The 21,752-nt window shown below is 66.2% G+C and carries 20 protein-coding genes; 9 read left to right on the top strand and 11 right to left on the bottom strand.

The genetic code is table 11. The annotated features are described in order from the left end of the window. The first annotated feature begins 110 nt into the window (after window positions 1-110). From ACIP21_RS16800 to ACIP21_RS16785, 4 genes are read left to right on the top strand one after another with little or no spacing between them, the layout of a single operon-like run. Window positions 111-398, top strand: a complete 288-nt coding sequence (locus tag ACIP21_RS16800) for a hypothetical protein (RefSeq protein WP_400689587.1) — start codon at window positions 111-113, stop codon at window positions 396-398. A 4-nt stretch (window positions 399-402) separates the two neighbouring features. Continuing rightward, entirely contained in the window at window positions 403-1,272 is an 870-nt protein-coding gene (locus ACIP21_RS16795) for a DUF72 domain-containing protein (protein ID WP_400689584.1), read from the top strand. A 29-nt stretch (window positions 1,273-1,301) separates the two neighbouring features. Then, a complete protein-coding gene (locus ACIP21_RS16790; RefSeq protein WP_400689581.1) occupies window positions 1,302-2,132 on the top strand; it encodes an oxaloacetate decarboxylase in 831 nt (276 codons plus the stop codon). Between the two features lie 6 nt (window positions 2,133-2,138). Further along, on the top strand, window positions 2,139-2,828 hold the full coding sequence (locus tag ACIP21_RS16785; protein ID WP_400689578.1) for an extensin family protein: 690 nt from the start codon (window positions 2,139-2,141) through the stop codon (window positions 2,826-2,828). Between the two features lie 2 nt (window positions 2,829-2,830). Here ACIP21_RS16785 and ACIP21_RS16780 read toward each other — a convergent pair whose 3' ends face one another. Beyond that, on the bottom strand, window positions 2,831-3,451 hold the full coding sequence (locus ACIP21_RS16780) for an energy transducer TonB (protein WP_400689575.1): 621 nt from the start codon (window positions 3,449-3,451) through the stop codon (window positions 2,831-2,833). 107 nt (window positions 3,452-3,558) lie between these two features. Between ACIP21_RS16780 and ACIP21_RS16775 the strand changes: the two genes are divergently transcribed. Then, entirely contained in the window at window positions 3,559-4,341 is a 783-nt protein-coding gene (locus tag ACIP21_RS16775) for a class I SAM-dependent methyltransferase (protein WP_400689573.1), read from the top strand. A 118-nt stretch (window positions 4,342-4,459) separates the two neighbouring features. On the opposite strand, the gene ACIP21_RS16770 is transcribed toward ACIP21_RS16775, so the two are convergent. Next, on the bottom strand, window positions 4,460-5,089 hold the full coding sequence (locus tag ACIP21_RS16770) for a TetR/AcrR family transcriptional regulator (RefSeq protein WP_400689570.1): 630 nt from the start codon (window positions 5,087-5,089) through the stop codon (window positions 4,460-4,462). Window positions 5,090-5,270: 181 nt separating this feature from the next. Here ACIP21_RS16770 and ACIP21_RS16765 point away from each other — a divergent pair, with 181 nt between their 5' ends. Both ACIP21_RS16765 and ACIP21_RS16760 read left to right on the top strand, forming a co-directional pair. Beyond that, a complete protein-coding gene (locus ACIP21_RS16765) occupies window positions 5,271-6,371 on the top strand; it encodes an efflux RND transporter periplasmic adaptor subunit (protein ID WP_400689567.1) in 1,101 nt (366 codons plus the stop codon). A gap of 6 nt (window positions 6,372-6,377) precedes the next feature. After that, window positions 6,378-9,443, top strand: coding sequence for an efflux RND transporter permease subunit (locus tag ACIP21_RS16760; RefSeq protein WP_400689564.1), 3,066 nt, complete (start codon window positions 6,378-6,380; stop codon window positions 9,441-9,443). Window positions 9,444-9,564: 121 nt separating this feature from the next. Here ACIP21_RS16760 and ACIP21_RS16755 read toward each other — a convergent pair whose 3' ends face one another. The 3 genes from ACIP21_RS16755 to plsB all read right to left on the bottom strand — a co-directional run bounded on the left by ACIP21_RS16755 (window position 9,565) and on the right by plsB (window position 13,246). Beyond that, window positions 9,565-10,251 (bottom strand): DUF4197 domain-containing protein, encoded by a 687-nt coding sequence (locus ACIP21_RS16755; protein ID WP_400689561.1) that lies wholly within the window; start codon window positions 10,249-10,251, stop codon window positions 9,565-9,567. Between the two features lie 33 nt (window positions 10,252-10,284). Further along, window positions 10,285-10,683, bottom strand: coding sequence for a YbaY family lipoprotein (locus tag ACIP21_RS16750; RefSeq protein WP_400689559.1), 399 nt, complete (start codon window positions 10,681-10,683; stop codon window positions 10,285-10,287). A 76-nt stretch (window positions 10,684-10,759) separates the two neighbouring features. Continuing rightward, the gene (gene plsB / locus ACIP21_RS16745; RefSeq protein ID WP_400689557.1) at window positions 10,760-13,246 is read right to left on the bottom strand and encodes a glycerol-3-phosphate 1-O-acyltransferase PlsB; all 2,487 of its coding nucleotides are present in this window, start codon (window positions 13,244-13,246) and stop codon (window positions 10,760-10,762) included. Between the two features lie 228 nt (window positions 13,247-13,474). Here plsB and ACIP21_RS16740 point away from each other — a divergent pair, with 228 nt between their 5' ends. Next, window positions 13,475-13,684, top strand: a complete 210-nt coding sequence (locus ACIP21_RS16740) for a cold-shock protein (RefSeq protein WP_003252255.1) — start codon at window positions 13,475-13,477, stop codon at window positions 13,682-13,684. Between the two features lie 168 nt (window positions 13,685-13,852). On the opposite strand, the gene ACIP21_RS16735 is transcribed toward ACIP21_RS16740, so the two are convergent. From ACIP21_RS16735 to ACIP21_RS16720, 4 genes are all read right to left on the bottom strand, one after another. Continuing rightward, window positions 13,853-14,230, bottom strand: a complete 378-nt coding sequence (locus ACIP21_RS16735) for a hypothetical protein (protein ID WP_400689554.1) — start codon at window positions 14,228-14,230, stop codon at window positions 13,853-13,855. 17 nt (window positions 14,231-14,247) lie between these two features. Continuing rightward, complete coding sequence (locus ACIP21_RS16730) at window positions 14,248-15,060, bottom strand: putative RNA methyltransferase (RefSeq protein WP_400689553.1); 813 nt, start codon at window positions 15,058-15,060, stop codon at window positions 14,248-14,250. Continuing rightward, window positions 15,060-16,211, bottom strand: a complete 1,152-nt coding sequence (dapE, locus tag ACIP21_RS16725) for a succinyl-diaminopimelate desuccinylase (RefSeq protein ID WP_400689550.1) — start codon at window positions 16,209-16,211, stop codon at window positions 15,060-15,062. Before dapE ends, ACIP21_RS16730 begins: the two co-directional genes overlap by 1 nt. Window positions 16,212-16,389: 178 nt before the next feature. Continuing rightward, window positions 16,390-18,981: a glycosyltransferase gene (locus tag ACIP21_RS16720; protein ID WP_400689548.1), complete on the bottom strand. Its 2,592-nt coding sequence runs from the start codon at window positions 18,979-18,981 to the stop codon at window positions 16,390-16,392. A gap of 135 nt (window positions 18,982-19,116) precedes the next feature. Here ACIP21_RS16720 and tcdA point away from each other — a divergent pair, with 135 nt between their 5' ends. Further along, window positions 19,117-19,926 carry a tRNA cyclic N6-threonylcarbamoyladenosine(37) synthase TcdA gene (gene tcdA / locus ACIP21_RS16715; RefSeq protein WP_400689545.1) on the top strand — a complete coding sequence of 270 codons (810 nt, stop codon included), beginning with the start codon at window positions 19,117-19,119 and terminating at the stop codon, window positions 19,924-19,926. A gap of 111 nt (window positions 19,927-20,037) precedes the next feature. Here the strand turns inward: tcdA and ACIP21_RS16710 are convergent, their stop codons facing one another. Beyond that, window positions 20,038-20,448 (bottom strand): SufE family protein, encoded by a 411-nt coding sequence (locus ACIP21_RS16710; protein ID WP_400689542.1) that lies wholly within the window; start codon window positions 20,446-20,448, stop codon window positions 20,038-20,040. Further along, entirely contained in the window at window positions 20,445-21,650 is a 1,206-nt protein-coding gene (locus ACIP21_RS16705; RefSeq protein ID WP_400689540.1) for a cysteine desulfurase, read from the bottom strand. Before ACIP21_RS16705 ends, ACIP21_RS16710 begins: the two co-directional genes overlap by 4 nt. Window positions 21,651-21,752 lie beyond the last annotated feature (102 nt).

Here is a 21,752-nt window from a genome sequence, read left to right as displayed (position 1 = left end):
ACCGTTTTCGATAAACCTTCTGCGCGAACTGTGGTCCAGTTATCACTCGAGCATTAGCGATGGAACCCTGATGCTGCTAAATTGCCATCATCGGTTTTGAGTGCTCATTCATGCGTATCGACGGTTTCTCATCGCAGTCCTACCCGATCAAGCGCACGCCGCGCAAGGCAGCGGTGCGTGACGAAAGCGTCGACGACGCCGAGTTCGTCGAGGACATCGAGGCCGCAGCGGAGCCCGCTGCTCGCCGTCGCCCCGGCGGCCTGCCGGCCCGCCAGCAGGACATGGTCTTCCCCCGCGCCCGTGACCGGCGCACCGCAACGGCCCTGGCCAGCTACCTGAGCACCGCCGGTTTCACCGACTGGGACATGGAAGTACTGGGGCTCGACCTGTACATTTGATGGGATGAACCCATCGCCACTGCCTTATTTTCTCGGTTGCCCGTCCTGGAGCGAAAACGCCTGGCGCGACTACCTGTACCCCACCGACGCCAGCAGCAATGAAATGCTCGGCTACTACAGCCAGGTATTCAACGCCGTCGAGGGCAATACCACCTTCTATGCCCGCCCCGCGCCCGGCACCATCGCCCGCTGGGCGCAGGTCATGCCCGAGCACTTTCGCTTCACTGCCAAGTTCCCCCGGGACATCAGCCACGAAGGTGACCTGCGCGACCAGCTCGAACCGGCCTCCGACTTCACCCGCCTGATGGCCCCGCTGGGCCAGCGCGTCTCGCCCTACTGGCTGCAGTTGCCGGCCCAGTTCAGCCCGGCACGGCTGGGCGAGTTGTGTTGCTTCCTCGACGAGATCGGCGTGCCGGTGGCCGTGGAGGTGCGCAACCAGGCGTTCTTCGCCAAGGGCGAGGAGGAGCGCTTGCTCAACCGCCTGCTGCACGAGCGCGGCGTCGAGCGCATCTGCCTCGACCCGCGCGCGCTGTTCAGTTGCACCTCGCGTGACCCGGCGGTGCTGCACGCCCAGTCGAAGAAACCCAAGGTGCCACCGCGCCCGGCCGCCTTCAGCCAGCACCCGCAGGTACGCTTCATCGGCCACCCCGAACTCGAAGCCAACGAAAACTTCCTCACGCCCTGGATCGACAAGGTCGCCGCCTGGATCGAAGAGGGCCGCAGCCCCTACGTGTTCCTGCACACCTCCGACAACCGCCTGGCCGCCGCCCTGGCCCAGCGCTTCCACCAGCGCCTGATGGCCCGCCTGCCCGGCTTGGCTGCGCTGCCGGAATTGCCACGCGCCCCCGAGGTCGAACAACTGGGACTACTCTGACCCTTCACTGACTGCCGGAGGTTGCGACCATGGATGTACAGACCCTGCGAGCCGAAGCCTTCAAGGCGTTGCATGAGCGTGATGGCGCCTTCGTCATCCCCAACCCCTGGGATGCCGGGTCCGCCAAGCTGCTGGCCAGCCTCGGTTTCGAGGCCCTGGCCAGCACCAGCGCGGGCCTGGCCTTCAGCCTCGGGCGCCCGGATGGCGAAGGCGCCTTGAGCCTGGACGAGACCCTGGACAACGCGGGGGTGATCGTCGATGCCACGCCGTTGCCGGTGGCCGCCGACCTGGAAAACGGCTTCGGCGACCTGCCCGAAGATTGCGCCCAGACCATTCTGCGGGCTGCCGAGGCGGGGCTGGTGGGCGGCTCGATCGAAGACGCCAGTGGCCGCAGCGACGCGCCGATCTACGACTTCGAACTGGCCGTGGCTCGCGTGCGCGCTGCAGTGCAGGCGGCTCGCAGCCTGCCATTCCCGTTCACCTTGTGCGCCCGTGCGGAGAACCTGCTGCACGGGCGCATGGACCTGGACGACACCATCCTGCGCTTGCAGGCCTTCGCCGAAGCCGGGGCCGATGTGCTCTACGCACCGGGGCTGCGCAGTGCCGACGAGGTGCGCGCGGTGGTGCAGGCGGTGGCGCCCAGGCCGGTCAATGTGCTGATGGGGATGGCGGGCGTGCCGCTGAGTGTCAACCAGCTGCAGGACCTGGGCGTGCGCCGCATCAGCGTCGGCTCGTCGCTGGCGCGCGCGGCGCTGGGGGCATTGCAGCGTGCGGCCCTGGAAATCCGCGACCAGGGCACCTTCGGCTATGGCGAGCAGGCCTTGCCGTTCGCCCACCTCAACGACCTGTTCCGCCGCTGAGGCGCCGTGCGTGGGCTGATCGTGCTGGGCGGCCTGCTGCTGGTGGCGGCAGGCCTGACCTGGCAATTCGGCTGGCGCCCGCCGGCTGCCTGGAACCCTTGGTCGACGCTGGACGTGCGCCAGCCGCCGAATCTGTTGACGCGCTACAAACTGTCACGCCTGCGCGACGACCCCACGCTGTGCCGCCAGGCGCTTCAGACCAGTGGCCTGCGCTACCGGGCCCAGGCCGACAGCCCGGCCTCGGCCGATTGCCCGCTGCACAACGTCTGGCGTATCGAGCAGGGGCAGGCGCGGCTGAGCAGCAGCTTCCTGGCCAGTTGCCCGCTGGCGGTGGCCTACGCGCTGTTCGAGGTGCACGGGCTGCAGCCGGCGGCGCAGCGGGTGTTTGGCCAGCCGGTGGCACAGGTCGATCATCTTGGCAGTTTCGCCTGTCGCAACGTCTACAACCGCAAGCAGGGGCGCTTGAGCCAGCACGCCACGGCCAATGCCCTGGACATCAGCGGTTTTCGCCTGCAGGACGGCCAGCGCATCGTGCTGGCGCGGGACTGGCAGGGTGAAGGGCAGAAGGCGGTGTTTCTGCGGGCGGTGCGCCAAGCGGCCTGTGAGAGCTTCAGCAGCGTGCTGGGGCCGGACTACAACGCGGCCCATCACAACCACTTTCACCTGGACATGGGCCGCTGGCAGGTCTGCCGCTGATCTCAGGCGTGCACGCGGACATTGTTCAGTACCACCGGGCGCGCCCAGTGGGTATCGAACTCCAGGTCGTTCTGCTGCTTGGCCAGGGTGGCTGCGTCGTAAGGCTCCGGCGCCGGGTCGAGCAGGTTCATCTCGAATTCGGCGATCGGCAGGTGCAGTGGGCGCGGGGAAGGGCCGGGGCCCGGGTCGGCGTGGGGCTGGCCCTGGCTCATGACCACCGGGCGCAGCCAGCTGTTGCTGAGGTCGAGGTCACGTTGCTGCTGGATCAGTTCGGCGGTGCCGAAGGGCTCCGGGGCCGGCTCCAGCAGGTTGGCCTGCAGTTCCGCCTTGGGCAGGAACAGCGGCTCGGGCGGCGCGACCACGGTGTCCTGCACCGGGCAGGCACGCTGGGTTTCGATCAGCGCCAGGGCCTTGGCACCGCCGATCGGCTCGCCGCTGTCCTGGTCGTACTGGACCATCGCCTGGCTGACGCTGTCGGGTTCTTCCGCTTGCTGTTCGGCCATCGCGCGGGCGAAGAAGTCCTGCCACAGGTGGCTGACGCCCCCGAGTGCCTGGGAATTCTGCCGACCGTAGTTGCCGACAGGCGACAAATAGGTCAAGCCGATGGGAAGAGTATCTGTCATGGCAGTCGTGCGCGCTGTGCTCTGGCAGAATAGCGGGATATTGCCTGTATCGGCCGTGGTCGGTGATTCATTAAGGGCTTCATCAATTTTTTCGAGTGTGTGTGGCGATGGAAGAGCAGGAGCAGGGCGCAGGTCTGAGAGTCGAGGCGCTGGCGCCGGAATACGCGGCGCAGGCCGCCACATGGGCCGAGCGCCTGGGCTTGCCATTGGTCGATGACGCGGCCGGGTTCGCCGTGCAGGTCGGCGCCGAAGGGTTGCAGGTCCAGCAGTTGGGGCCGCAGGCACCGGGGCCGGTGCGGGTCGACTTCGTCGAGGGCCAGGCCGCGCACCGGCGGCTGTTCGGGGGCGGCAACGGGCAGATGATCGCCAAGGCGGTGGGCATCGCCCAGGGCGTGCGCCCGCAGGTGCTGGACGCCACGGCAGGCCTGGGCAAGGATGCGTTCGTGCTGGCCAGCCTGGGCTGCCAGATGACCCTGATCGAACGCCAGCCACTGATCGCGGCGCTGCTGGAGGATGGTCTGGCGCGGGCCAGAGGCGATGATGAAGTGGGGCCGATCGTCGCCCGCATGCGCCTGCTGACCGGCAATGCCATCGAGCGCATGCGGGCCTGGGAAGGCGAGGCGCCGCAGGTGATCTACCTCGACCCGATGTTCCCGCACCGGGACAAGAGTGCGCTGGTGAAGAAGGAAATGCGTGTGTTCCGCCCGCTGGTGGGGGATGACCTGGATGCGCCGGCGTTGCTCGAAGCGGCGCTGGCCCTGGCCAGTCACCGGGTGGTGGTGAAGCGGCCGCGCAAGGCGCCGATCATTGACGGGCCCAAGCCGAGCCATAGCCTGGAAGGCAAGTCGAGCCGGTATGACATCTACCCGAAGAAGGCCTTGAAAGCCTGATTTCCTGTGCTGGCCCCTTCGCGGCTAAAGCCGCTCCCACAGGTACTGCACAGTTTTCAGACCTTGTGATTTCCCTGTGGGAGCGGCCTTAGCCGCGAAAGGGCCAGTACAGGCTGCCTCAGGGCTGGAAGGCCCGGATGAACACCCCAACCACTTCGCGCACATGGGCCTCGATCTCATCCCCCTCCAGCGGCCCGGCACACCCCAGCAACAGCCGGTAATCCGGGGCGCCCTTGACCAGGCAGAAGAAGTGCTCGGCAGCCTGCAACGGGTTGTCGATTCTCAGCAGCCCGCGCTCATCGATCCCGCGCAGCAACGCTTCCATCCCCGCCAGCACCCGCTTGGGCCCGGCTTCGTAGAAGTACTCGCCAAAGCTTGGGTCAAGGCTGCCCTGGGCCATGATCAACCGGCTCAGCTTGACCGCCTCGTCACTGCTGACCAGTGCCTGGAAGTTGCGCGCGATGTTCAGCAGCACCTCCTCCACCGCCGCCCCTTCGGGGTACTCGAACATCAGGTCCGGTAACTGGTTCTGGCAGGTCGCGATGACTGCCGAGCCGAACAGCGTCTGCTTGTCGGTGAAATGGCTGTAGACCGTGAGCTTTGAAACACCTGCCGCCGCAGCGACCGCATCCATGCTGGTGTTGGCGTAGCCAAGGCTGAGGAACAGGCTCTTGGCCGCTTCGAGGATCGCCTCGCGTTTGGCCAGGTCCTTGGGCCGGCCCGGGCCGATGGGTGCGTCGTTGGGCATTGGAATCCGCGTCTGGTCTGGAGGGGCGCCCATCTTACCGGCTTGAACGGCTGGCGGCTGTAGGTCGAGACCCTGGTTAATGTTGATTTTCTTTCCGACGCCCGCTTCCCGGCCCCGGTTCCCTGACTTAATATACTCGTCAGTATAAATATTCGAAGCACCCTCTGCGAAAGGATTCATCATGTTGCGTCCTGCCTTGTCCCTCGCTCTGTCCGCCGCTGCCGCGCTGTTGCTCGCCGCCTGCGGCCAGGAAGCCGCCCCGCCCGCCGCGCCGCGCCCGGCCCTGGTGGTCCAGCCGCAGCCGGCCGAGGCTGCCACCGATAGCTACCCGGGTGAAGTGCGGGCGCGCCTCGAGCCGGAGCTGGCCTTCCGCATCGGCGGCAAGGTCAGCAAGCGCCTGGTGGAGGAGGGGCAGCGGGTCAAGGCCGAGCAGCCGCTGGCCGAGCTCGACCCGCAGGACGTGCGCCTGCAACTGGAAGCCAACCGCGCCCAGCTGGCGGCAGCCGAGGCCAACCTGGCGCTGGTGCGCGCCGAGCGCGACCGTTATCAGAAGCTGCTGGACCGGCAAATGGTCAGCCATTCCCAGTTCGACAACGCCGAAAACCTCTACCGCGCCGGCATGGCCCGCCTCAAGCAGGCCAAGGCCGAGTTCGAGGTGGCCGGCAACCAGGCCGAATACGCCGTGCTGCGTGCGCCACAGGCCGGGGTGATCGCCAAGCGCCAGGTCGAAGTCGGCCAGGTGGTCGCCGCCGGGCAGACGGTGTTCACCCTGGCCGCCGACGGCGAACGCGAGGTCGCCATTGGCCTGCCGGAGCAGCAGTTCGCCCGTTTCGCCGTGGGCCAGACGGTCAGCGTCGAGCTGTGGTCGCACCCGAACGAGCGCTTCGAGGGGCGCATTCGCGAGCTGTCGCCGGCGGCGGACCCGCGTTCACGCACCTTTGCCGCACGCATCGCCTTCACCTCGGCCAAGGCGCCCGCCGAGCTGGGCCAGAGTGCCCGGGTGTTCGTCGCCCATGACGGGTTGATTCCACTGGCGGTGCCATTGTCCGCCGTGACCGCGGAAAACGGCCAGGCCTATGTCTGGCGGGTCAAGCCGGACGCGCACCTGGAGCGCGTGATGGTGCGCCTGGGGGCTTACGGCAGCGAAACCGTGCCGGTGCTCGAAGGCCTGTCGCCAGGCGACTGGGTGGTTGCCGCCGGTGGCCATGTGCTGCGCGAGGGGCAGGAAGTGCGGCCGGTGGACCGTACCAACCGTGTGGTAAGCCTGACGGCCAAGGAGTAAGTCGCGATGGGTTTCAACCTTTCCGCATGGGCGTTGCGCAACCGCCAGATCGTGCTGTTCCTGATGATCCTGCTGGCCGCCATCGGGGCCATGTCCTACACCAAATTGGGGCAGAGCGAAGACCCGCCGTTCACCTTCAAGGCCATGGTCATTCGTACCCTGTGGCCGGGGGCCACGGCCGAGGAAGTGTCGCGCCAGGTCACCGAGCGCATCGAGAAGAAGCTGATGGAAACCGGCGAATACGAGAAGATCGTCTCGTTCTCGCGCCCGGGCGAGTCCCAGGTCACCTTCATGGCCCGCGACTCGCTGCACTCCAAGGACATCCCCGAGCTGTGGTACCAGATCCGCAAGAAGGTCGCGGACATCCGTCACACCTTGCCGCCGGAGATCCAGGGCCCGTTCTTCAACGACGAGTTCGGCACCACCTTCGGCAACATCTACGCGCTGACCGGGCCCGGTTTCGACTATGCGGTGCTCAAGGACTACGCCGACCGCATCCAGATCCAGCTGCAACGGGTAAAGGACGTGGGCAAGGTCGAGCTGGTCGGCCTGCAGGACGAGAAGATCTGGATCGAACTGTCCAACCTCAAGCTGGCCACCCTCGGGGTGCCACTGGCAGCGGTGCAGCAGGCCTTGAAGGAGCAGAATGCGGTCAGTACCGCAGGCTTCTTCGAAACGCCGAGCGAGCGCCTGCAACTGCGGGTCAGCGGGCGCTTCGACAGCGTCGAGCAGATTCGCCAGTTCCCGATCCGCGTGGGTGATCGCACCTTGCGCATCGGCGATGTCGCCGACGTGCACCGCGGCTTCAACGACCCGCCCGCGCCGCGCATGCGCTTCATGGGCGAGGATGCCATCGGCCTGGCCGTGTCGATGAAGGACGGCGGTGACATCCTGGTGCTGGGCAAGGCCCTGGAGGGCGAATTCGACCGCCTGGCGCGCAACCTGCCGGCCGGCATGCAGTTGCGCAAGGTCTCGGATCAGCCCGCAGCGGTCAAGGCCGGGGTCGGCGAGTTCGTCCAGGTGCTGGTCGAGGCGCTGGTGATCGTGCTGCTGGTGAGCTTCTTCTCCCTGGGCCTGCGCACCGGCCTGGTGGTGGCCCTGGCCATCCCCCTGGTGCTGGCCATGACCTTTGCCGCCATGCATTACTTCGGCATCGGCCTGCACAAGATCTCCCTCGGTGCCCTGGTGCTGGCCCTGGGCTTGCTGGTGGACGACGCGATCATTGCCGTGGAGATGATGGCGATCAAGATGGAGCAGGGTTTCGACCGGCTCAAGGCGGCCAGCCATGCCTGGAGCAGCACGGCCTTCCCGATGTTGACCGGGACCCTGATCACCGCGGCGGGCTTCCTGCCGATCGCCACGGCGGCGTCGAGCACCGGCGAGTACACCCGCTCGATCTTCCAGGTGGTGACCATCGCGCTGCTGACTTCGTGGGTGGCGGCGGTGGTGTTCGTGCCGTACCTGGGCGAACGCCTGCTGCCGGACCTGGCCAAGCTGCATGCCGCCCGCCACGGCAGCGACGGGCATGCACCGGACCCATACGGCACACCGTTCTACCAGCGCGTGCGGCGAGTGGTGGAGTGGTGCGTGCGGCGGCGCAAGACGGTGATCCTGCTGACCATCGCGGCGTTCGTCGGCAGCATCCTGCTGTTCCGCTTCGTGCCCCAGCAGTTCTTCCCGGCCTCCGGGCGGCCGGAGCTGATGGTCGACCTGAAACTGGCCGAGGGCGCTTCGCTGGCCAACACCGCCGAGCGGGTCAAGCAGCTCGAGGCACTGCTCCAGCAGCAGGACGGCATCGACAACTATGTGGCCTACGTCGGCACCGGTTCGCCACGCTTCTACCTGCCGCTGGACCAGCAACTGCCGGCCGCCAGCTTCGCCCAGTTCGTGGTACTGGCCAAGTCGATGGAGGACCGCGAGCGCCTGCGCAGCTGGCTGATCGCCACGGTGGACCAGCAGTTCCCCGACCTGCGTGCCCGTGTCACGCGCCTGGAGAACGGCCCGCCAGTGGGTTACCCGGTGCAGTTCCGGGTCACCGGCGAGCATATCGAGAAGGCCCGTGCCCTGGCCCGTGAGGTGGCCGACAAGGTGCGCGAGAACCCGCATGTGGTCAACGTGCACCTGGACTGGGAGGAGCCGAGCAAGGCGGTGTTCCTGGAAATCGACCAGGAGCGCGCCCGGGCCCTGGGCGTGAGCACCGCGCAGCTGTCGAGCTTCCTGCGCAGTTCGCTGACCGGCAGCACGGTCAGCCAGTACCGCGAGGACAACGAACTGATCGAGATCCTCCTGCGCGGTACCCAGCAGGAGCGCGGCGAACTGGGCAACCTCGGCAGCCTGGCGGTGCCCACCGAAAACGGCCAGAGCGTGGCGCTGTCGCAGGTGGCGACCCTGCAATACGGCTTCGAGGAAGGCATCATCTGGCACCGCAACCGCCTGCCGACGGTGACCGTGCGTGCCGATATCTACGACAAGGAGCAACCGGCGACCCTGGTCAGGCAGATCCTGCCGACCTTGCAGGCGATCAAGGATAAATTGCCCGATGGCTACCTGCTGGAAGTGGGCGGCACGGTGGAGGACTCCGAGCGCGGGCAGAAATCGGTGAACGCCGGCATGCCGCTGTTCATCGTGGTGGTGCTGAGCCTGCTGATGATCCAGCTGCGCAGCTTCTCGCGCACGGTGATGGTGTTCCTCACCGCGCCCCTGGGGCTGATCGGCGTGACCTTGTTCCTGCTGGTGTTCCGCCAGCCGTTCGGCTTCGTCGCCATGCTCGGGACCATTGCCCTGGCGGGGATGATCATGCGCAACTCGGTGATATTGGTGGACCAGATCGAGCAGGACATCGCTTCCGGGCTGGACCGCTGGCAGGCGATCATCGAGGCCACGGTGCGTCGCTTCCGGCCGATCGTGCTGACGGCATTGGCGGCGGTGCTGGCGATGATTCCGCTGTCGCGCAGTGTGTTCTATGGGCCGATGGCGGTGGCGATCATGGGCGGGTTGATCGTGGCCACGGCGTTGACCCTGCTGTTCTTGCCGGCGTTGTATGCGGCCTGGTTCAGGGTGAGGAAGGGCTGAAGACCGCAGGGGAGGGCTTTGCCCTCCTTTCGCGACACAAGGCCGCTTCTACTGACGATCGCGGTTCGTTGTAGGAGCGGCCTTGTGTCGCGAAAGGGGCGCAAAGCGCCCCCCAGGGCCATCACAGCGCGCCAAAGACCTTCTTGGCCAGGCTGGTAGCCGCCTGCGCCGGGTTCTGGCGGATGCTCTGTTCCTGCTTGGCAATCATCTCGAACAGGCCGTCGAGCGCCTTCTCGGTCACGTAGCTCTCGATGTTGGCGTCATTCTTGATCAGCCCCAGGCCCTTGGCCTGGCCGGCAAAGGCGTTGTACTGCTGGGCCACGCCAACCTTGTCGGTGGCCTGCTTGACGATCGGCAGGAACTTGGCGCGGATCTGCTCGCGGCTGCTCTTGTTCAGGTACTGGGTGGCCGAATCCTGGCCGCCGCTGAGGATGCCCTTGGCATCGGTCACGGTCATCTTCTTCACGGCATCCACCAGGATCGCCTGGGCCTGTGGCACGGCGGCTTCGGCGGCCTTGTTCATGCTGGCTTCCAGGGCGTCGACCTGGTCCCCCTTGCCGAACATCTTCATGGCCTTGGCGGCCTTGCCGAGGTTGCCCGGCAGTTCGATGCGCACGTCGGGGTTGTTGCTGAAGCCGCCTGGCGTGCTGAGCTGTTTGACGGCGATCTGGGCACCCTGGGTCAGGGCGTCCTTCAGGCCACCGCTGGCGTCGGACTGGCTCAGGTCGCCGAGCGACAGGGCCAGGGCGCTGGCCGACAGCAACAGGCCGGTGCACAGGGTGGTGAAGCGCAGGGAGGCGCGAATCATGGGCTATTCCTTGTCAGACGAAAATGTTCGGGCTCAGCGTACCGGGTCGACCTTGATCCGCAGCGGTTGTGGGGCGTTGCCGTCGAGGGCGACGCCATGGTGCTCGGTGTTGATGAACAGCAGCTTGCCATCGAGCTCGATGCGCGCGCTCACCGCATAGCGGTGGCCAGGCTTGACCTGGGCCAGGTCGTAGCTGAGGTGGAAGGGCAGCGGCACATTGCCTTTGACCGGGCCGGCCTGGCGCGCCAGGGTCACGGCCGGGGCGTCCATCAACGACACGTCCTGCAGCTCGACGCTGAGGGTGGCGGCCGGTGGCAGGGCGATGCGCTGCACATAGAAGACTTCGCCCTCCAGGCTGGCCTGGGTGGACGGGGTGTGGCTGGAACAGGCTGCGAGCAGGGATGCGCAACACAGCATAAAGAGCTTTTTCATGGAATCTCCGGTGTCCTTTGGGCTGGCTTGTGGCCAAGCCCAGGGACTTTAGCGGATTTTCCCAACAGCGTGGGCCTCAGATGGTCGCGCTGCCCAGCGCGTCCTCACGGTGCAGCGCCACCTGGCGGATCGACAGGCGCAGCTCGGCCGACAGTACGCGCTTGGCCACGCCCTCGGTGAGTTCGCCAAGCTTGTCGTGGTGGCCCAGCTTGCCGTTGCTGTCCGGGTGCAGCACGCCTTGTTCGATCAGGGTCTGGATGAAATGGCGGAACAGGGTCTTGTCGAAGAACTCCGGGGCATTGAGCCCATGCAGGATCGACAGGCGCTGGGCCATCATCACGCACAGGTCTTCCAGTTCTTCGGCGCTGAGCGTGTGCTGGCCACTGTTGAGCAGCAGCGAGGTGGCCATGTAGAAGCGCTGCAGCGTCTGGGTGATGCTGCGGGCCAGCAGGGTCAGCAGGACGAAGTGGCGCGAGCTGGGCGCCGGGCGCAGGTAGACGTGGTTCTCGACGCGCAGCAGGCCTTGCTCGACCAGCGCCGCCAGCCACTGGTCGATCACCTCGTCCAGCTGCTCCGGCGTCCAGCGCAGGAACAGCTCGGCCTGCAGGTATGGGTACAGCGCGTGCACGTACTGCCCCAGCAGTTCACGGCTCATGCGCGAGCTGCTGAGGAAGAAGCTCGCCAGCAGCGCCGGCAGGGCAAAGATGTGCATCACGTTGTTGCGGTAGTAGGTCATGAGCACCGCATTGGCTTCATCCAGGAAGAGGATGCGGCCCAGGGCATCCTTCTGCTCGGCCAGCAGGTCCATGCCGCGCACGTGCTCGATCAGCGCCTGGCCATCGCCTTCGGGCAAGGTGGTATGCGCCGAATAGGGCACCTGGCGCAGCAGGGCCAGGTACAGGTCGAGCACGCGGGTCAGGGCGCGTTCGTCGAGGGCCAGGCGGGTGGTGGAAAGCAACGCCAGGGCCACCAGGTTGACCGGGTTGACCGCCGCCGCTTCGTTGAGGTGGCGGGCCACGGTCTGGCCCAGGCGGGTGGTGGCCTCGTTGAGCCAGGTCGGACGGAACTGCGGGCCGAAGTCCTGTTCGCGCCAGCCGGGTTGCTGCTGGTCGAGGAAGCCGGCCAGGCGGATCGGTTCGCCGAAGTTGACGGAAACCTGGCCGAAGCGTTGCTTCAGCGCCGAGAAGACCTTGAAGATGTCGAAGATCGACTCCTTCTTCTTGGTTTTTCCACGCAGTTCACCCAGGTAGGTGCGGCCTTCGAGCACGCGCTCGTAGCCGATGTACACCGGTACGAAAACGATCGGCGTGCGCGACGAGCGCAGGAAGCTGCGCAGGGTGATCGCCAGCATGCCGGTGCGCGGTTGCAGCATGCGCCCGGTACGCGAACGCCCGCCCTCGACGAAGTACTCCACCGGGAACCCCTTGGTGAACAGGGTGTGCAGGTACTCGTTGAACACGGCGGTGTACAGCGGGTTGCCCTTGAACGTGCGGCGCATGAAGAACGCGCCGCCACGGCGCAGCAGGCCGCCGATCACCGGCATGTTGAGGTTGATGCCGGCGGCGATGTGCGGCGGCGTCAGGCCGTTGCGGAACAGCAGGTACGACAGCAGCAGGTAGTCGATGTGGCTGCGGTGGCAGGGCACGTAGATCACTTCGTGGCCGGGGGCGATGCCTTGCACCTGCTCGATGTTGTTGACCTTGATGCCGTCGTAGATCTTGTTCCAGAACCAGCTCAATATCACTTCGAGGAAGCGGATGGCGGTATAGGTGTAGTCCGAGGCGATCTCGTTGCCGTAGCGCAGCGCCTGGGCTTCGGCCTTGGCCTGGGGGATGTTCTCGCGCTGGGCCTCGTCGGCGATCGCCTGGCGTACCAGCGGCGCATGTACCAGGCCCTTGACCAGGTTGCGCCGGTGCGAGATGTCGGGGCCGATCACCGCCGTCTTGAGGTTGCGGAAATGCACGCGCATCAGGCGCTGGGCCATGCGCACGGTGCGCTCCTGACCCTTGTTGTGCTGCACCAGTTCGCGCAGCGGGATAGGGGCGGAGAACTGCACCCGGGTCTTGCGCCCGAGGATCAGCACGGTGAGCAGCCGGCGCAGGCGCCCGGTGACCGCCCAGCTGTCGGCGAACAGCAGTTTCCATGGGCTGTTCTCGCTGGCCGGGGTCTGCCCCCAGAACACGCTGACCGGGATGATCTGTGCGTCTTCCTCGGCGTGCTGGCTGATGGTGGCGACCAGGCGCTGCAGGGTCGGCGGCGCGCCGCGCTTGTCCTGGCGACCGAGCCAGTCCGGCTCCGGGGTCAGGTAGAAGAACGCAGCCGGCTCGTGCAGCGGGCCCACGGCCACCGGCAGTACCGGGCGCGGCAGCCCTGCCTTGGTGCACTCGTGGTCGATCACGGCCAGGTCGGTGAGCGATGGCGAAGGCAAGGCGTAGAACACCGGGCGGCTGCGGTCGAGCTGCAGGGTCAGGGACGACTGGTTGATGGTCTCGGAGCGCACCCACAGGTACATCAGGCGACGCAGGGCGCCAAAGATCAGGCGGCGCAGGGGGGAACGGGTCATGGGTGAGTGCCTGGTAGGAATTTCAGAGAATGGACAGCCATTTAGTCTGCCGTATCGGCGTAAGTTCAGCAAAATACGGCAAATAACGTGCGAGTCATGAAATTTCTTTAATCTCTGTCATATACTCGGCCTGACCCTTGCAGGATATTTCGGCAAGCGGCGTCGGCACGGGGAGGACACCCTGTGTCTACAAGGCGATCTTCACAATAAAAATCCGGAGTAGTTCAGATGTCGTCTCGTGAGACTGGGAATGTAAAGTGGTTCAACGATGCCAAGGGCTATGGCTTCATTCAGCGCGAAGGTGGTGCGGATGTGTTCGTCCACTATCGGGCGATCCGCGGTGAGGGGCATCGTACCCTGGTCGAAGGGCAGCGGGTGGAGTATGCCTGCGTGCAGGGCCAGAAAGGCCTGCAAGCCGAAGACGTAGTCGGGCTCTGAGCCTCTGGTCGCAGAGGCCGCCTGGCGCGGCCTTTGTAGGAGCGGCCTCGCGTTGCGAAAGGGGCGCGAAGCGGCCCCGGGTCATCCTGTTGTTCGCACCATTGCCGGGGCTGCTCCGCAGCCCATTCGCGACGCAAGGCCGCTCCTACAGAAAACCGCAGTGTTGCTTCAGGACGTACGCCAGGTGATTTCCTCTTCACCGTCGGCGCTTATGCGGATCCAGCGATCGGCATCTTCCTCACCGTCTTCCTCGACCCAGCCACCGGGCGCGCAACGCACTTCGACGTTCAGCGCGGTGAACGCGGCGCGGGCGCAGGCGACGTCATCGGCCCATGGGGTCTGGTCGCTTTCCAGGTACAGGCTGTTCCATTTCCCTACAGCTTTGGGTAACCAAGTCACCGGAATGTTACCGGCCTGGCACTTGTAGGTCTGGCCTTTCTGCTTCCATTCGCTGCACGGGCCGATCGCCTGGGCCAGCCACGCGGCAATCTGCTGGTGGTCGACGTCGGCGTCCTTCAGGTAAATCTCGATATCAGGTTGGCGCATAAGGGCTCCGGGTGTGCTCAGTCTTGGCGCACGAAATAGTCATAACGCATGGAAACCGTGACCTCGAACGGCTCGGGCTGGTCGATCACCCGGGCGCGCTTCTCGGCGCTGGCCCGCCAGCCGTGCGGGGTCATCGCCAGCAGGTCGGCGCGAGCCTTGGGTGCGGCCAGGCTCAGGCGGAACTCGAGGATTTCGCCGTGGGCGTGGGCCATGCCTTCGGGCACCAGGGCCAGGTGCTTGTCGTCGGCGTAGGGGCGCACTTCATCGTAGAGCACCTCGCGCAATTCCATCAGGTGGCCGCTGGTCGGGCCGACCCGCATCAGGCCGCCGCCGGGGCTCAGCAGGCGCCTGGCCTCGGCCCAGTCCAGCGGGCTGAACACGCTGGCGATGAACTGGCAGCTGGCGTCGGCCAGGGGCACGCGGGCCATGCTGGCGACCATCCAGGTGACCTCGGGCGCACGCCGGCAGGCACGCTTGACCGCCTCGCGGGAGATGTCCAGGGCGTAGCCGTCGGCGTCAGGCAGGGCCTGGGCCAGCTGCGCGGTGTAGTAGCCTTCGCCGCAGCCGATGTCGAGCCAGGCGTCAGGTTGCCGCTCGGCGGCAAGTTCCGCCAGGCGGGTAGCTACCGGGGCGTAGTGGCCGCCGTCGAGGAAGTCGCGGCGGGCTTCGACCATGGCCTGGTTGTCGCCCGGGTCGCGGCTGTTCTTGTGCTGCACCGGCAGCAGGTTCAGGTAACCCTGGCGGGCCCGGTCGAAGCGGTGGCCGGCCGGGCACACCACGCCGTTGTCGAGCAGGCCCAGGGGGGCCTGGCAGAGAGGGCAGGCAAGCATCAGGCGAGCAACCGGACCAGGGTCTGGTAGTAGATCTCGGTCAGCAGGTCGAGGTCGCTGGCCAGGATGCGCTCGTCGACCTGGTGGATGGTGGCGTTGACCGGGCCGAGTTCGACCACCTGGGTACCCATGGTGGCGATGAAGCGGCCATCGGAGGTGCCGCCGCTGGTCGATGGCTGGGTATCGCGGCCGGTGACGCCCTTGATGCTGGCCGCCACCGCGTCGAGCAGTTCGCCAGGTTCGGTGAGGAACGGCAGGCCCGACAGCGCCCAGTCGATCGACCAGTCCAGCTCATGCTTGTCGAGGATCGCCGAGACCCGCGCCTGCAGGCCCTCGACGGTCGACTCGGTGGAGAAGCGGAAGTTGAACAGCGCGGTCAGATCGCCCGGGACCACGTTGGTGGCGCCGGTGCCGGAGTTGAGGTTGGAGATCTGGAAACTGGTCGGCGGGAAGAACGCGTTGCCTTCGTCCCAGTGCTCGGCAGCCAGTTCGGCCAGGGCCGGCGCGGCCAGGTGGATCGGGTTGCGCGCCAGGTGCGGGTAGGCCACGTGGCCTTGCTTGCCGCGCACGGTCAGCTTGGCGCCGAGCGAGCCGCGGCGGCCGTTCTTGACCACGTCGCCGAGCAGGGTGGTGCTCGACGGCTCGCCGACGATGCACCAGTCCAGGCGCTCGTTGCGTGCCTTGAGGCGTTCGACCACGGCCTTGGTGCCGTGGTGGGCCGGGCCTTCCTCGTCGCTGGTGATCAGGAAGGCGACTTTGCCGCGGTGGTCCGGGTAGTCCTGCACGAAGCGCTCGCTGGCGATCACCATGGACGCCAGGCTGCCTTTCATGTCGGCGGCGCCACGGCCACAGAGCATGCCGTCGGCGTCGATCAGCGCCTCGAACGGCTCGTGCTGCCATTGCTGCACCGGGCCGGTCGGGACCACGTCGGTGTGGCCGGCGAAGCACAGCACCGGGCCGTCCTGGTTGCCGTGGGTGGCCCAGAAGTTGTCGACGTCTTCAAAGCGCATCGGCTCCAGCTGGAAGCCCACGGCGCCCAGGCGGTTCATCATCTGCGCCTGGCAGTCGGCGTCGATGGGGGTGACCGAGGGGCGACGGATCAGGTCGCAGGCCAGTTGAAGGGTAGGCGAGAGCTCGGCTGGGGCCGTCATGGGGAACTCCGGGGCAAGGCAAGGCGGGAAAATCTGAGGGGCGTTATCTTATATCAAACCTTCTGGGGAATGGGGCCGCTTTGCGGCCCTTTCGCGACACAAGGCCGCTCCTACAAGGGGCGCGTTTCTGCAGGAGCGGCCTTGTGTCGCGAAAGGGGCGCAAAGCGCCCCCAAAATCTCAAGCCTGCTGCGGTTCTGCGGCTTTCTCCGCCGGCTTGGGCAACGAAGACAGAAACGCCATCACCAACGCCGCCAGATACGGCAACGACTGCACCAGCAGCATCGCCACCCAGAAACGCATGTCCGAGCTCGGCAGCCCCTGCACCAGGAAGATGCCCAGTGCCGCGCCCCACAGCAGCAACATGATGAACAGCTCTTCCCGCGCTTCCGCGATCGCCACCAGCAGCCCGTGGCTGTCGGCATTCTTCGGCGTGCGGAAGAACGGCATGCTGCTGGTGAAGAACCCGTAGAGCACCGCCTTGGCGATGGTGTGCGACAGCGCCAGCCCCGCCAGCGCCGCGGCAAAGGCGTCCTTGAGGTCGACCCCCACCGCGCGGCGGTAGAGGAAGAGGATCTTGCCGACCTTGAAGAAGAACAGCGCCAGCGGCGGAATGGCGAAGATCATCAGGGGCGGGTCGACCCGGTGCGGCACGATGATCATCGCCGCCGACCACAGCAGCGCGCCGACGGTGAAGAAGATGTTCATGCCGTCGGCGATCCACGGCAGCCAGCCTGCCAGGAAGTGGTAACGCTGGCCGCGGGTCAGTTCGCTGCCCTTGCCGCGCAGCAGGGCGCCGGCGTGGTGCTTGATGATCTGGATGGCGCCGTAGGCCCAGCGGAAGCGCTGCTTCTTGAAGTCGATGAAGGTGTCGGGCATCAGGCCCTTGCCATAGCTGTTGTGGGAGTAGGCCGCCGACAGGCCTTGCTCGAATACCCGCAGGCCCAGCTCGGCGTCCTCGCAGATGCACCATTCGGCCCAGCCCAGCTCGTCCAGCACGCTGCGCCGGGTCATGGTCATGGTGCCGTGCTGGATGATTGCATCGCGGTCGTTGCGGGTGACCATGCCGATGTGGAAGAAGCCTTTGTATTCGCTGTAGCAGAGCTTCTTGAAGGCGCTTTCGTGCTGGTCGCGGTAGTCCTGCGGCGACTGCACCACGGCGATCTTCGGGTCGGCGAAGTGCGGCACCATGTGCTTGAGCCAGTTGCGGTCGACGCAGTAGTCCGAGTCGATCACCGCGATCACTTCGGCGTCCTTGGCTGTGTGCGGGATCAGGTAGTTCAGCGCGCCGCCCTTGAAGCCGGCCAGGGGCGCGACGTGGAAGAACCTGAAGCGCTCGCCGAGCTTCTCGCAGTGGGCCTTGAGCGGCTCCCACACGGCGGGGTCCTTGGTGTTGTTGTCGATCACCAGCACTTCATAGTCGGGGTAATCCAGCGCGGCCAGGGCGTCGAGGGTCTGCTTGACCATCTCCGGCGGCTCGTTGTAGCACGGTACATGCACCGACACCTTGGGCCGATAGGCGCTGTCCTCGTGCACCGGCAGGAATTCGCGGCGGCGCTTGAGCGTCCACACCGCTTCGGCCAGTTCGTGGGCCTCGGTCATCAGCACGATGAACACGCCCAGCGCGCCCAGCGCCAGCAGCACGCCGACGGTAAGGCTGAACCATGTGCTGTATTGCTGGCTGTAGTCGTAGGCGATCCATACCAGCACCGAGCCGCACAGGAACGTGATGAAGGTCAGGAAGGTGCGCCCGCGCTGGCGCAGGGCCGAGCCGTCGATCAGCAGCACGGCCAGGGCGATCATCGCCAGCACCACCGAGGCCACCGCCAGGGCACGCCATTGCGGGATCGCCACCACCGGCCCCTCGAAGTTGAACTTCTGCTGGCGCTCGGCGTTGTACACGCCCCAGTAGGCGCCCACCGAGCCTTCGTCGTTGGCCTTCCAGGGCTGGTCGTAGGCCTCGATGACGAAGTAGTTGTAGCCACGGCGGTTAAGGGTGTTGACCAGGGTACGCAGGTAGATGGCCTGGTCGGCCTGGGTGGCGTCGGCACCACCGCGCATGCGGCCATTGCTTGGCCAGCCGACCTCCGAGAGCAGCAGCGGCTTGTGCGAGAATTGGTGGCGCAACTCGCGGGCGCGGTCGAGGACGAACTGCACCGAATCCTTCATCGGCACGAACTCCCAGTACGGCAGGATGTGCGCGGCGATCAGGTCGACGTGCTTGGCCAGCTCCGGGTGTTCCTTCCAGATGTGCCACTGCTCGCTGGTGGTCACCGGCACCTTGACGGCGGCGCGCACGCGGTCGAGGTACTGGATCAGTTCCTCAGGCGTCACCTCTTCGCGGAACAGCGCTTCGTTGCCGACCACCACGCGCACCACGCTGCGCGAGTGGTTGGCCAGTTCGATGCCCTTGGCGATCTCGCGTTCGTTGCGTTCCAGGTCCTTGCTGATCCAGATGCCCAGGGTCACCCGCAGGCCGAATTCCTCGGCCAGCCGGGGTATTTCGGCCTGGGTGCCTTCGACGGTATAGATACGGACGTTGTCGGTGAGCTTGTTCATCTGCTCCAGGTCCTGGCGAATCTCGTCATCGCTGGGGTACTGGCCCTTTTGCGGGCTCTCCCCGAGGCGGAAGGGCGAGTACGAGAAGCCGGAGATCTGTTCCGGCCAGGCAGGTGCGGAAACCGGGCGGTTGATCAACGCCCAGAAGCCGGTGAACAGCGCGGCGATGGCCAGGACCACCACCAGATTGAGGCCGAATTTGCGAGAAGACATTGTGGTCCGTTTTTGTCCAAGTGGTAGGTCATTAAAGCAGCAATGGTGGGGTCTTTCCTAACGGTGGAGGTCAATGCGGCGGCTGGCCTATAATGCGCGCCGGTTTTTTGCGGTAGGGCGCCAAGGGGTATCCACATGAGCACAGAAGATCCACGCTTCGCCGGCGTTGCCCGGCTGTATGGCGACGAAGGCTTGCAGCGCCTGGGCAATGCCCACGTTGCCGTGGTCGGAATCGGCGGGGTCGGCTCGTGGGTGGCCGAGGCGTTGGCGCGCAGTGGCGTGGGCGAGATCAGCCTGTTCGACCTGGACGATGTCTGCGTCAGCAACACCAACCGCCAGGCGCATGCCCTGGAAGGCCAGGTGGGGCGGCCAAAAGTCGAGGTGATGGCCGAGCGCCTGCGGGCGATCAACCCGGCGCTCACGGTGCATGCGGTAGCGGACTTCGTCACCCGCGACAGCATGGCCGAGCACATCACCGAGCAGCTGGATGCGGTGGTCGACTGCATCGACAGCGTGATGGCCAAGGCAGCGCTGATCGCCTGGTGCCGGCGGCGCAAGATCGCCATCGTCACCACCGGCGGCGCGGGCGGGCAGATCGACCCGACACAGATCCAGGTCGCCGACCTCAACAAGACCTTCAATGACCCACTGGCTTCTCGAGTGCGCTCGACCCTGCGCCGGGACTACAACTTCTCGCGCAATACCAGCCGCAACTATGGCGTGCCGTGCGTGTTTTCCAGCGAGCAGCTGCGTTATCCCAAGGGTGACGGCAGCGTTTGCCTGCAGAAGAGTTTCGTCGGCGAGGGCGTGCGCCTGGACTGTGCCGGGGGCTTTGGCGCGGTGATGATGGTCACCGCGACCTTTGGCATGGTGGCGGCGAGCAAGGCGATCGAGAAGCTGGTGGCCGGGGCGCGGCGGCCCTCGGAGCGGGTCAAACCTGAATAAATTGCATGTGCTTCTTCGCGGGTGAACCCGCTCCCACAGGTAAAGCGTTGCCCTTGGGCCTGGCGCTGTCCCTGTGGGAGCGGGCTTGCCCGCGAAGCAGGCGCCGCCGATTCAGCGGCTGGCTGCCAACTCTGCCATCCGCTGCAACACCGCATGCAAACCATTGCTGCGCGAAGGTGAAAGTTGCCGCTCCAGTCCCAACTGTGTAAACCATTCACGCAAATCAACTGCGGCTAATTCTTCGCTGGCCAGTTCCTGCACCCGCACCAGCAACAACGCCAGCAACCCGCGCAACAAGCGCGCATCGCTGCTCGCCTTGAACCGCCACTGGCCGTCAACCTGCCCGGCCACCAGCCACACCAGGCTCTCGCAGCCATGCACGCGGTTGGCCTCGGTTTTTTCGGCGTCGTCCAGTGGTTCCAGGCGATCGCCCCACTGCATCAGCAGCCGCGCACGCTGCTCCCAGCCCTTGCCCTGTGCAAACGCTTCCAGCGCCTGGCGTGCTTGCTCCGGCAGCGTCATCGCAACAACTCCAGTCCCTGATCGAGCGCTTCGAAGAAGCGCTGTACGTCATCGCTGTCGTTGTACAGCCCCAGCGATACGCGAATCGCGCCCTCCAGGCCCAAACCCTTGAGCAGCGGCATGGCGCAATGGTGCCCGGCACGCACGGCAATGCCCTGTTCGGTCAGCAGGTGGGCGATATCGGCGTTATGCACGCCTTCGATGACGAAACTGGCCAGTGCTGCTTGAGGCGTCCCCAGGATGCGTATGCCCTCGCGGTCTGCCAGGCCTCGCAGCAGGTATTGGTGCAGGCTGGCCTCATGGGCCTCGACGGCGTGGGCATCGAGGCTGGCCAGGTAGTCCAGCGTGGCCCCCAGGCCGATCACCCCGGCGATCGGTGGGGTACCTGCCTCGAAGCCCAGCGGCGCCGGGCGGAAGCTGGCGCTCTGGTAGTCGGCCAGTTGCACCATCTCGCCGCCGAACTGCCAGTGGCGCAGCAACGCCAGCGCCTGGCTGCGGCCATAGAGCACGCCGACGCCGTCGGGGCCATACAGCTTGTGGCTGGAGAACACGTAGAAGTCGCAGCCCAGTTGTTGCACGTCGTGGCGGCCATGCACCACGCCCTGGGCGCCATCGACCACGGTCAGCGCGCCTTGCGCGTGGGCATGGGCCAGCAGCGCGGGCAGCGGTTGCCAGGTGCCGAGCACGTTGGACAGTTGGCTGACGGCAAGCACGCGGGTGCGCGGGCCGATCAGTTGCAGGGCCTGGTCAAGGTCGATATGGCCATGATCGTCCAGCGGCAGTACCACCAGGCGCAGGTTGCGCCGCTGCGCGAGTTGCTGCCAGGGCAACAGGTTGGCGTGATGTTCCAGGGCGCTGACGGCGATCTCGTCGCCCGCTTCGAAGCGGTATTCAAGGCCATAGGCCAGCAGGTTCAGCGCCGAGGTGGCTCCGTGGGTGAAGATGATCTGCCTTGAGCTTGGCGCATTCAGCCACGCGGCCACCTTGTCGCGGCTGGCCTCGAAGGCCTGGGTCGCCAGGGCGCCGGGCAGGTGCTGGGCGCGGTGCACGTTGGCCGCGCCGTGGCCGTAGTAATGGCTCAGGGCGTCGAGCAGGGGCTGGGGCTTCTGGGTGGTGGCGGCGCTGTCCAGGTAGGTCTGGTGCTGCCGTTGCAGGGCGGCGATAGCGGGGAAATCGGCGCGCCAGGGGGAGGGCTGGAACATGTTCGCGGGGCCTGGAATGAAAATCGGGTCTGGCACTTTGGCGCCAGACCCGATCTTAGCATTTCAGACGCTGAGAATGGCCGGTTCGCGAGCAAGGCTCGC

The organism is Pseudomonas sp. NPDC089401 (assembly GCF_044749485.1).
Lineage (GTDB): Bacteria > Pseudomonadota > Gammaproteobacteria > Pseudomonadales > Pseudomonadaceae > Aquipseudomonas.
Note: the sequence above shows the minus strand (reverse complement) of the source record. Positions and strands in the feature narration are given on the sequence as shown.

Coding starts and splice junctions, on each gene's coding strand:
- ACIP21_RS16800 (WP_400689587.1), top strand. CDS start 111: ATGCGTATCGACGGTTTCTCATCGCAGTCCTACCCGATCAAGCGCACG.
- ACIP21_RS16795 (WP_400689584.1), top strand. CDS start 403: ATGAACCCATCGCCACTGCCTTATTTTCTCGGTTGCCCGTCCTGGAGC.
- ACIP21_RS16790 (WP_400689581.1), top strand. CDS start 1,302: ATGGATGTACAGACCCTGCGAGCCGAAGCCTTCAAGGCGTTGCATGAG.
- ACIP21_RS16780 (WP_400689575.1), bottom strand. CDS start 3,451: ATGACAGATACTCTTCCCATCGGCTTGACCTATTTGTCGCCTGTCGGC.
- ACIP21_RS16775 (WP_400689573.1), top strand. CDS start 3,559: ATGGAAGAGCAGGAGCAGGGCGCAGGTCTGAGAGTCGAGGCGCTGGCG.
- ACIP21_RS16770 (WP_400689570.1), bottom strand. CDS start 5,089: ATGCCCAACGACGCACCCATCGGCCCGGGCCGGCCCAAGGACCTGGCC.
- ACIP21_RS16765 (WP_400689567.1), top strand. CDS start 5,271: ATGTTGCGTCCTGCCTTGTCCCTCGCTCTGTCCGCCGCTGCCGCGCTG.
- ACIP21_RS16760 (WP_400689564.1), top strand. CDS start 6,378: ATGGGTTTCAACCTTTCCGCATGGGCGTTGCGCAACCGCCAGATCGTG.
- ACIP21_RS16755 (WP_400689561.1), bottom strand. CDS start 10,251: ATGATTCGCGCCTCCCTGCGCTTCACCACCCTGTGCACCGGCCTGTTG.
- ACIP21_RS16750 (WP_400689559.1), bottom strand. CDS start 10,683: ATGAAAAAGCTCTTTATGCTGTGTTGCGCATCCCTGCTCGCAGCCTGT.
- plsB (WP_400689557.1), bottom strand. CDS start 13,246: ATGACCCGTTCCCCCCTGCGCCGCCTGATCTTTGGCGCCCTGCGTCGC.
- ACIP21_RS16740 (WP_003252255.1), top strand. CDS start 13,475: ATGTCGTCTCGTGAGACTGGGAATGTAAAGTGGTTCAACGATGCCAAG.
- ACIP21_RS16735 (WP_400689554.1), bottom strand. CDS start 14,230: ATGCGCCAACCTGATATCGAGATTTACCTGAAGGACGCCGACGTCGAC.
- ACIP21_RS16730 (WP_400689553.1), bottom strand. CDS start 15,060: ATGCTTGCCTGCCCTCTCTGCCAGGCCCCCCTGGGCCTGCTCGACAAC.
- dapE (WP_400689550.1), bottom strand. CDS start 16,211: ATGACGGCCCCAGCCGAGCTCTCGCCTACCCTTCAACTGGCCTGCGAC.
- ACIP21_RS16720 (WP_400689548.1), bottom strand. CDS start 18,981: ATGTCTTCTCGCAAATTCGGCCTCAATCTGGTGGTGGTCCTGGCCATC.
- tcdA (WP_400689545.1), top strand. CDS start 19,117: ATGAGCACAGAAGATCCACGCTTCGCCGGCGTTGCCCGGCTGTATGGC.
- ACIP21_RS16710 (WP_400689542.1), bottom strand. CDS start 20,448: ATGACGCTGCCGGAGCAAGCACGCCAGGCGCTGGAAGCGTTTGCACAG.
- ACIP21_RS16705 (WP_400689540.1), bottom strand. CDS start 21,650: ATGTTCCAGCCCTCCCCCTGGCGCGCCGATTTCCCCGCTATCGCCGCC.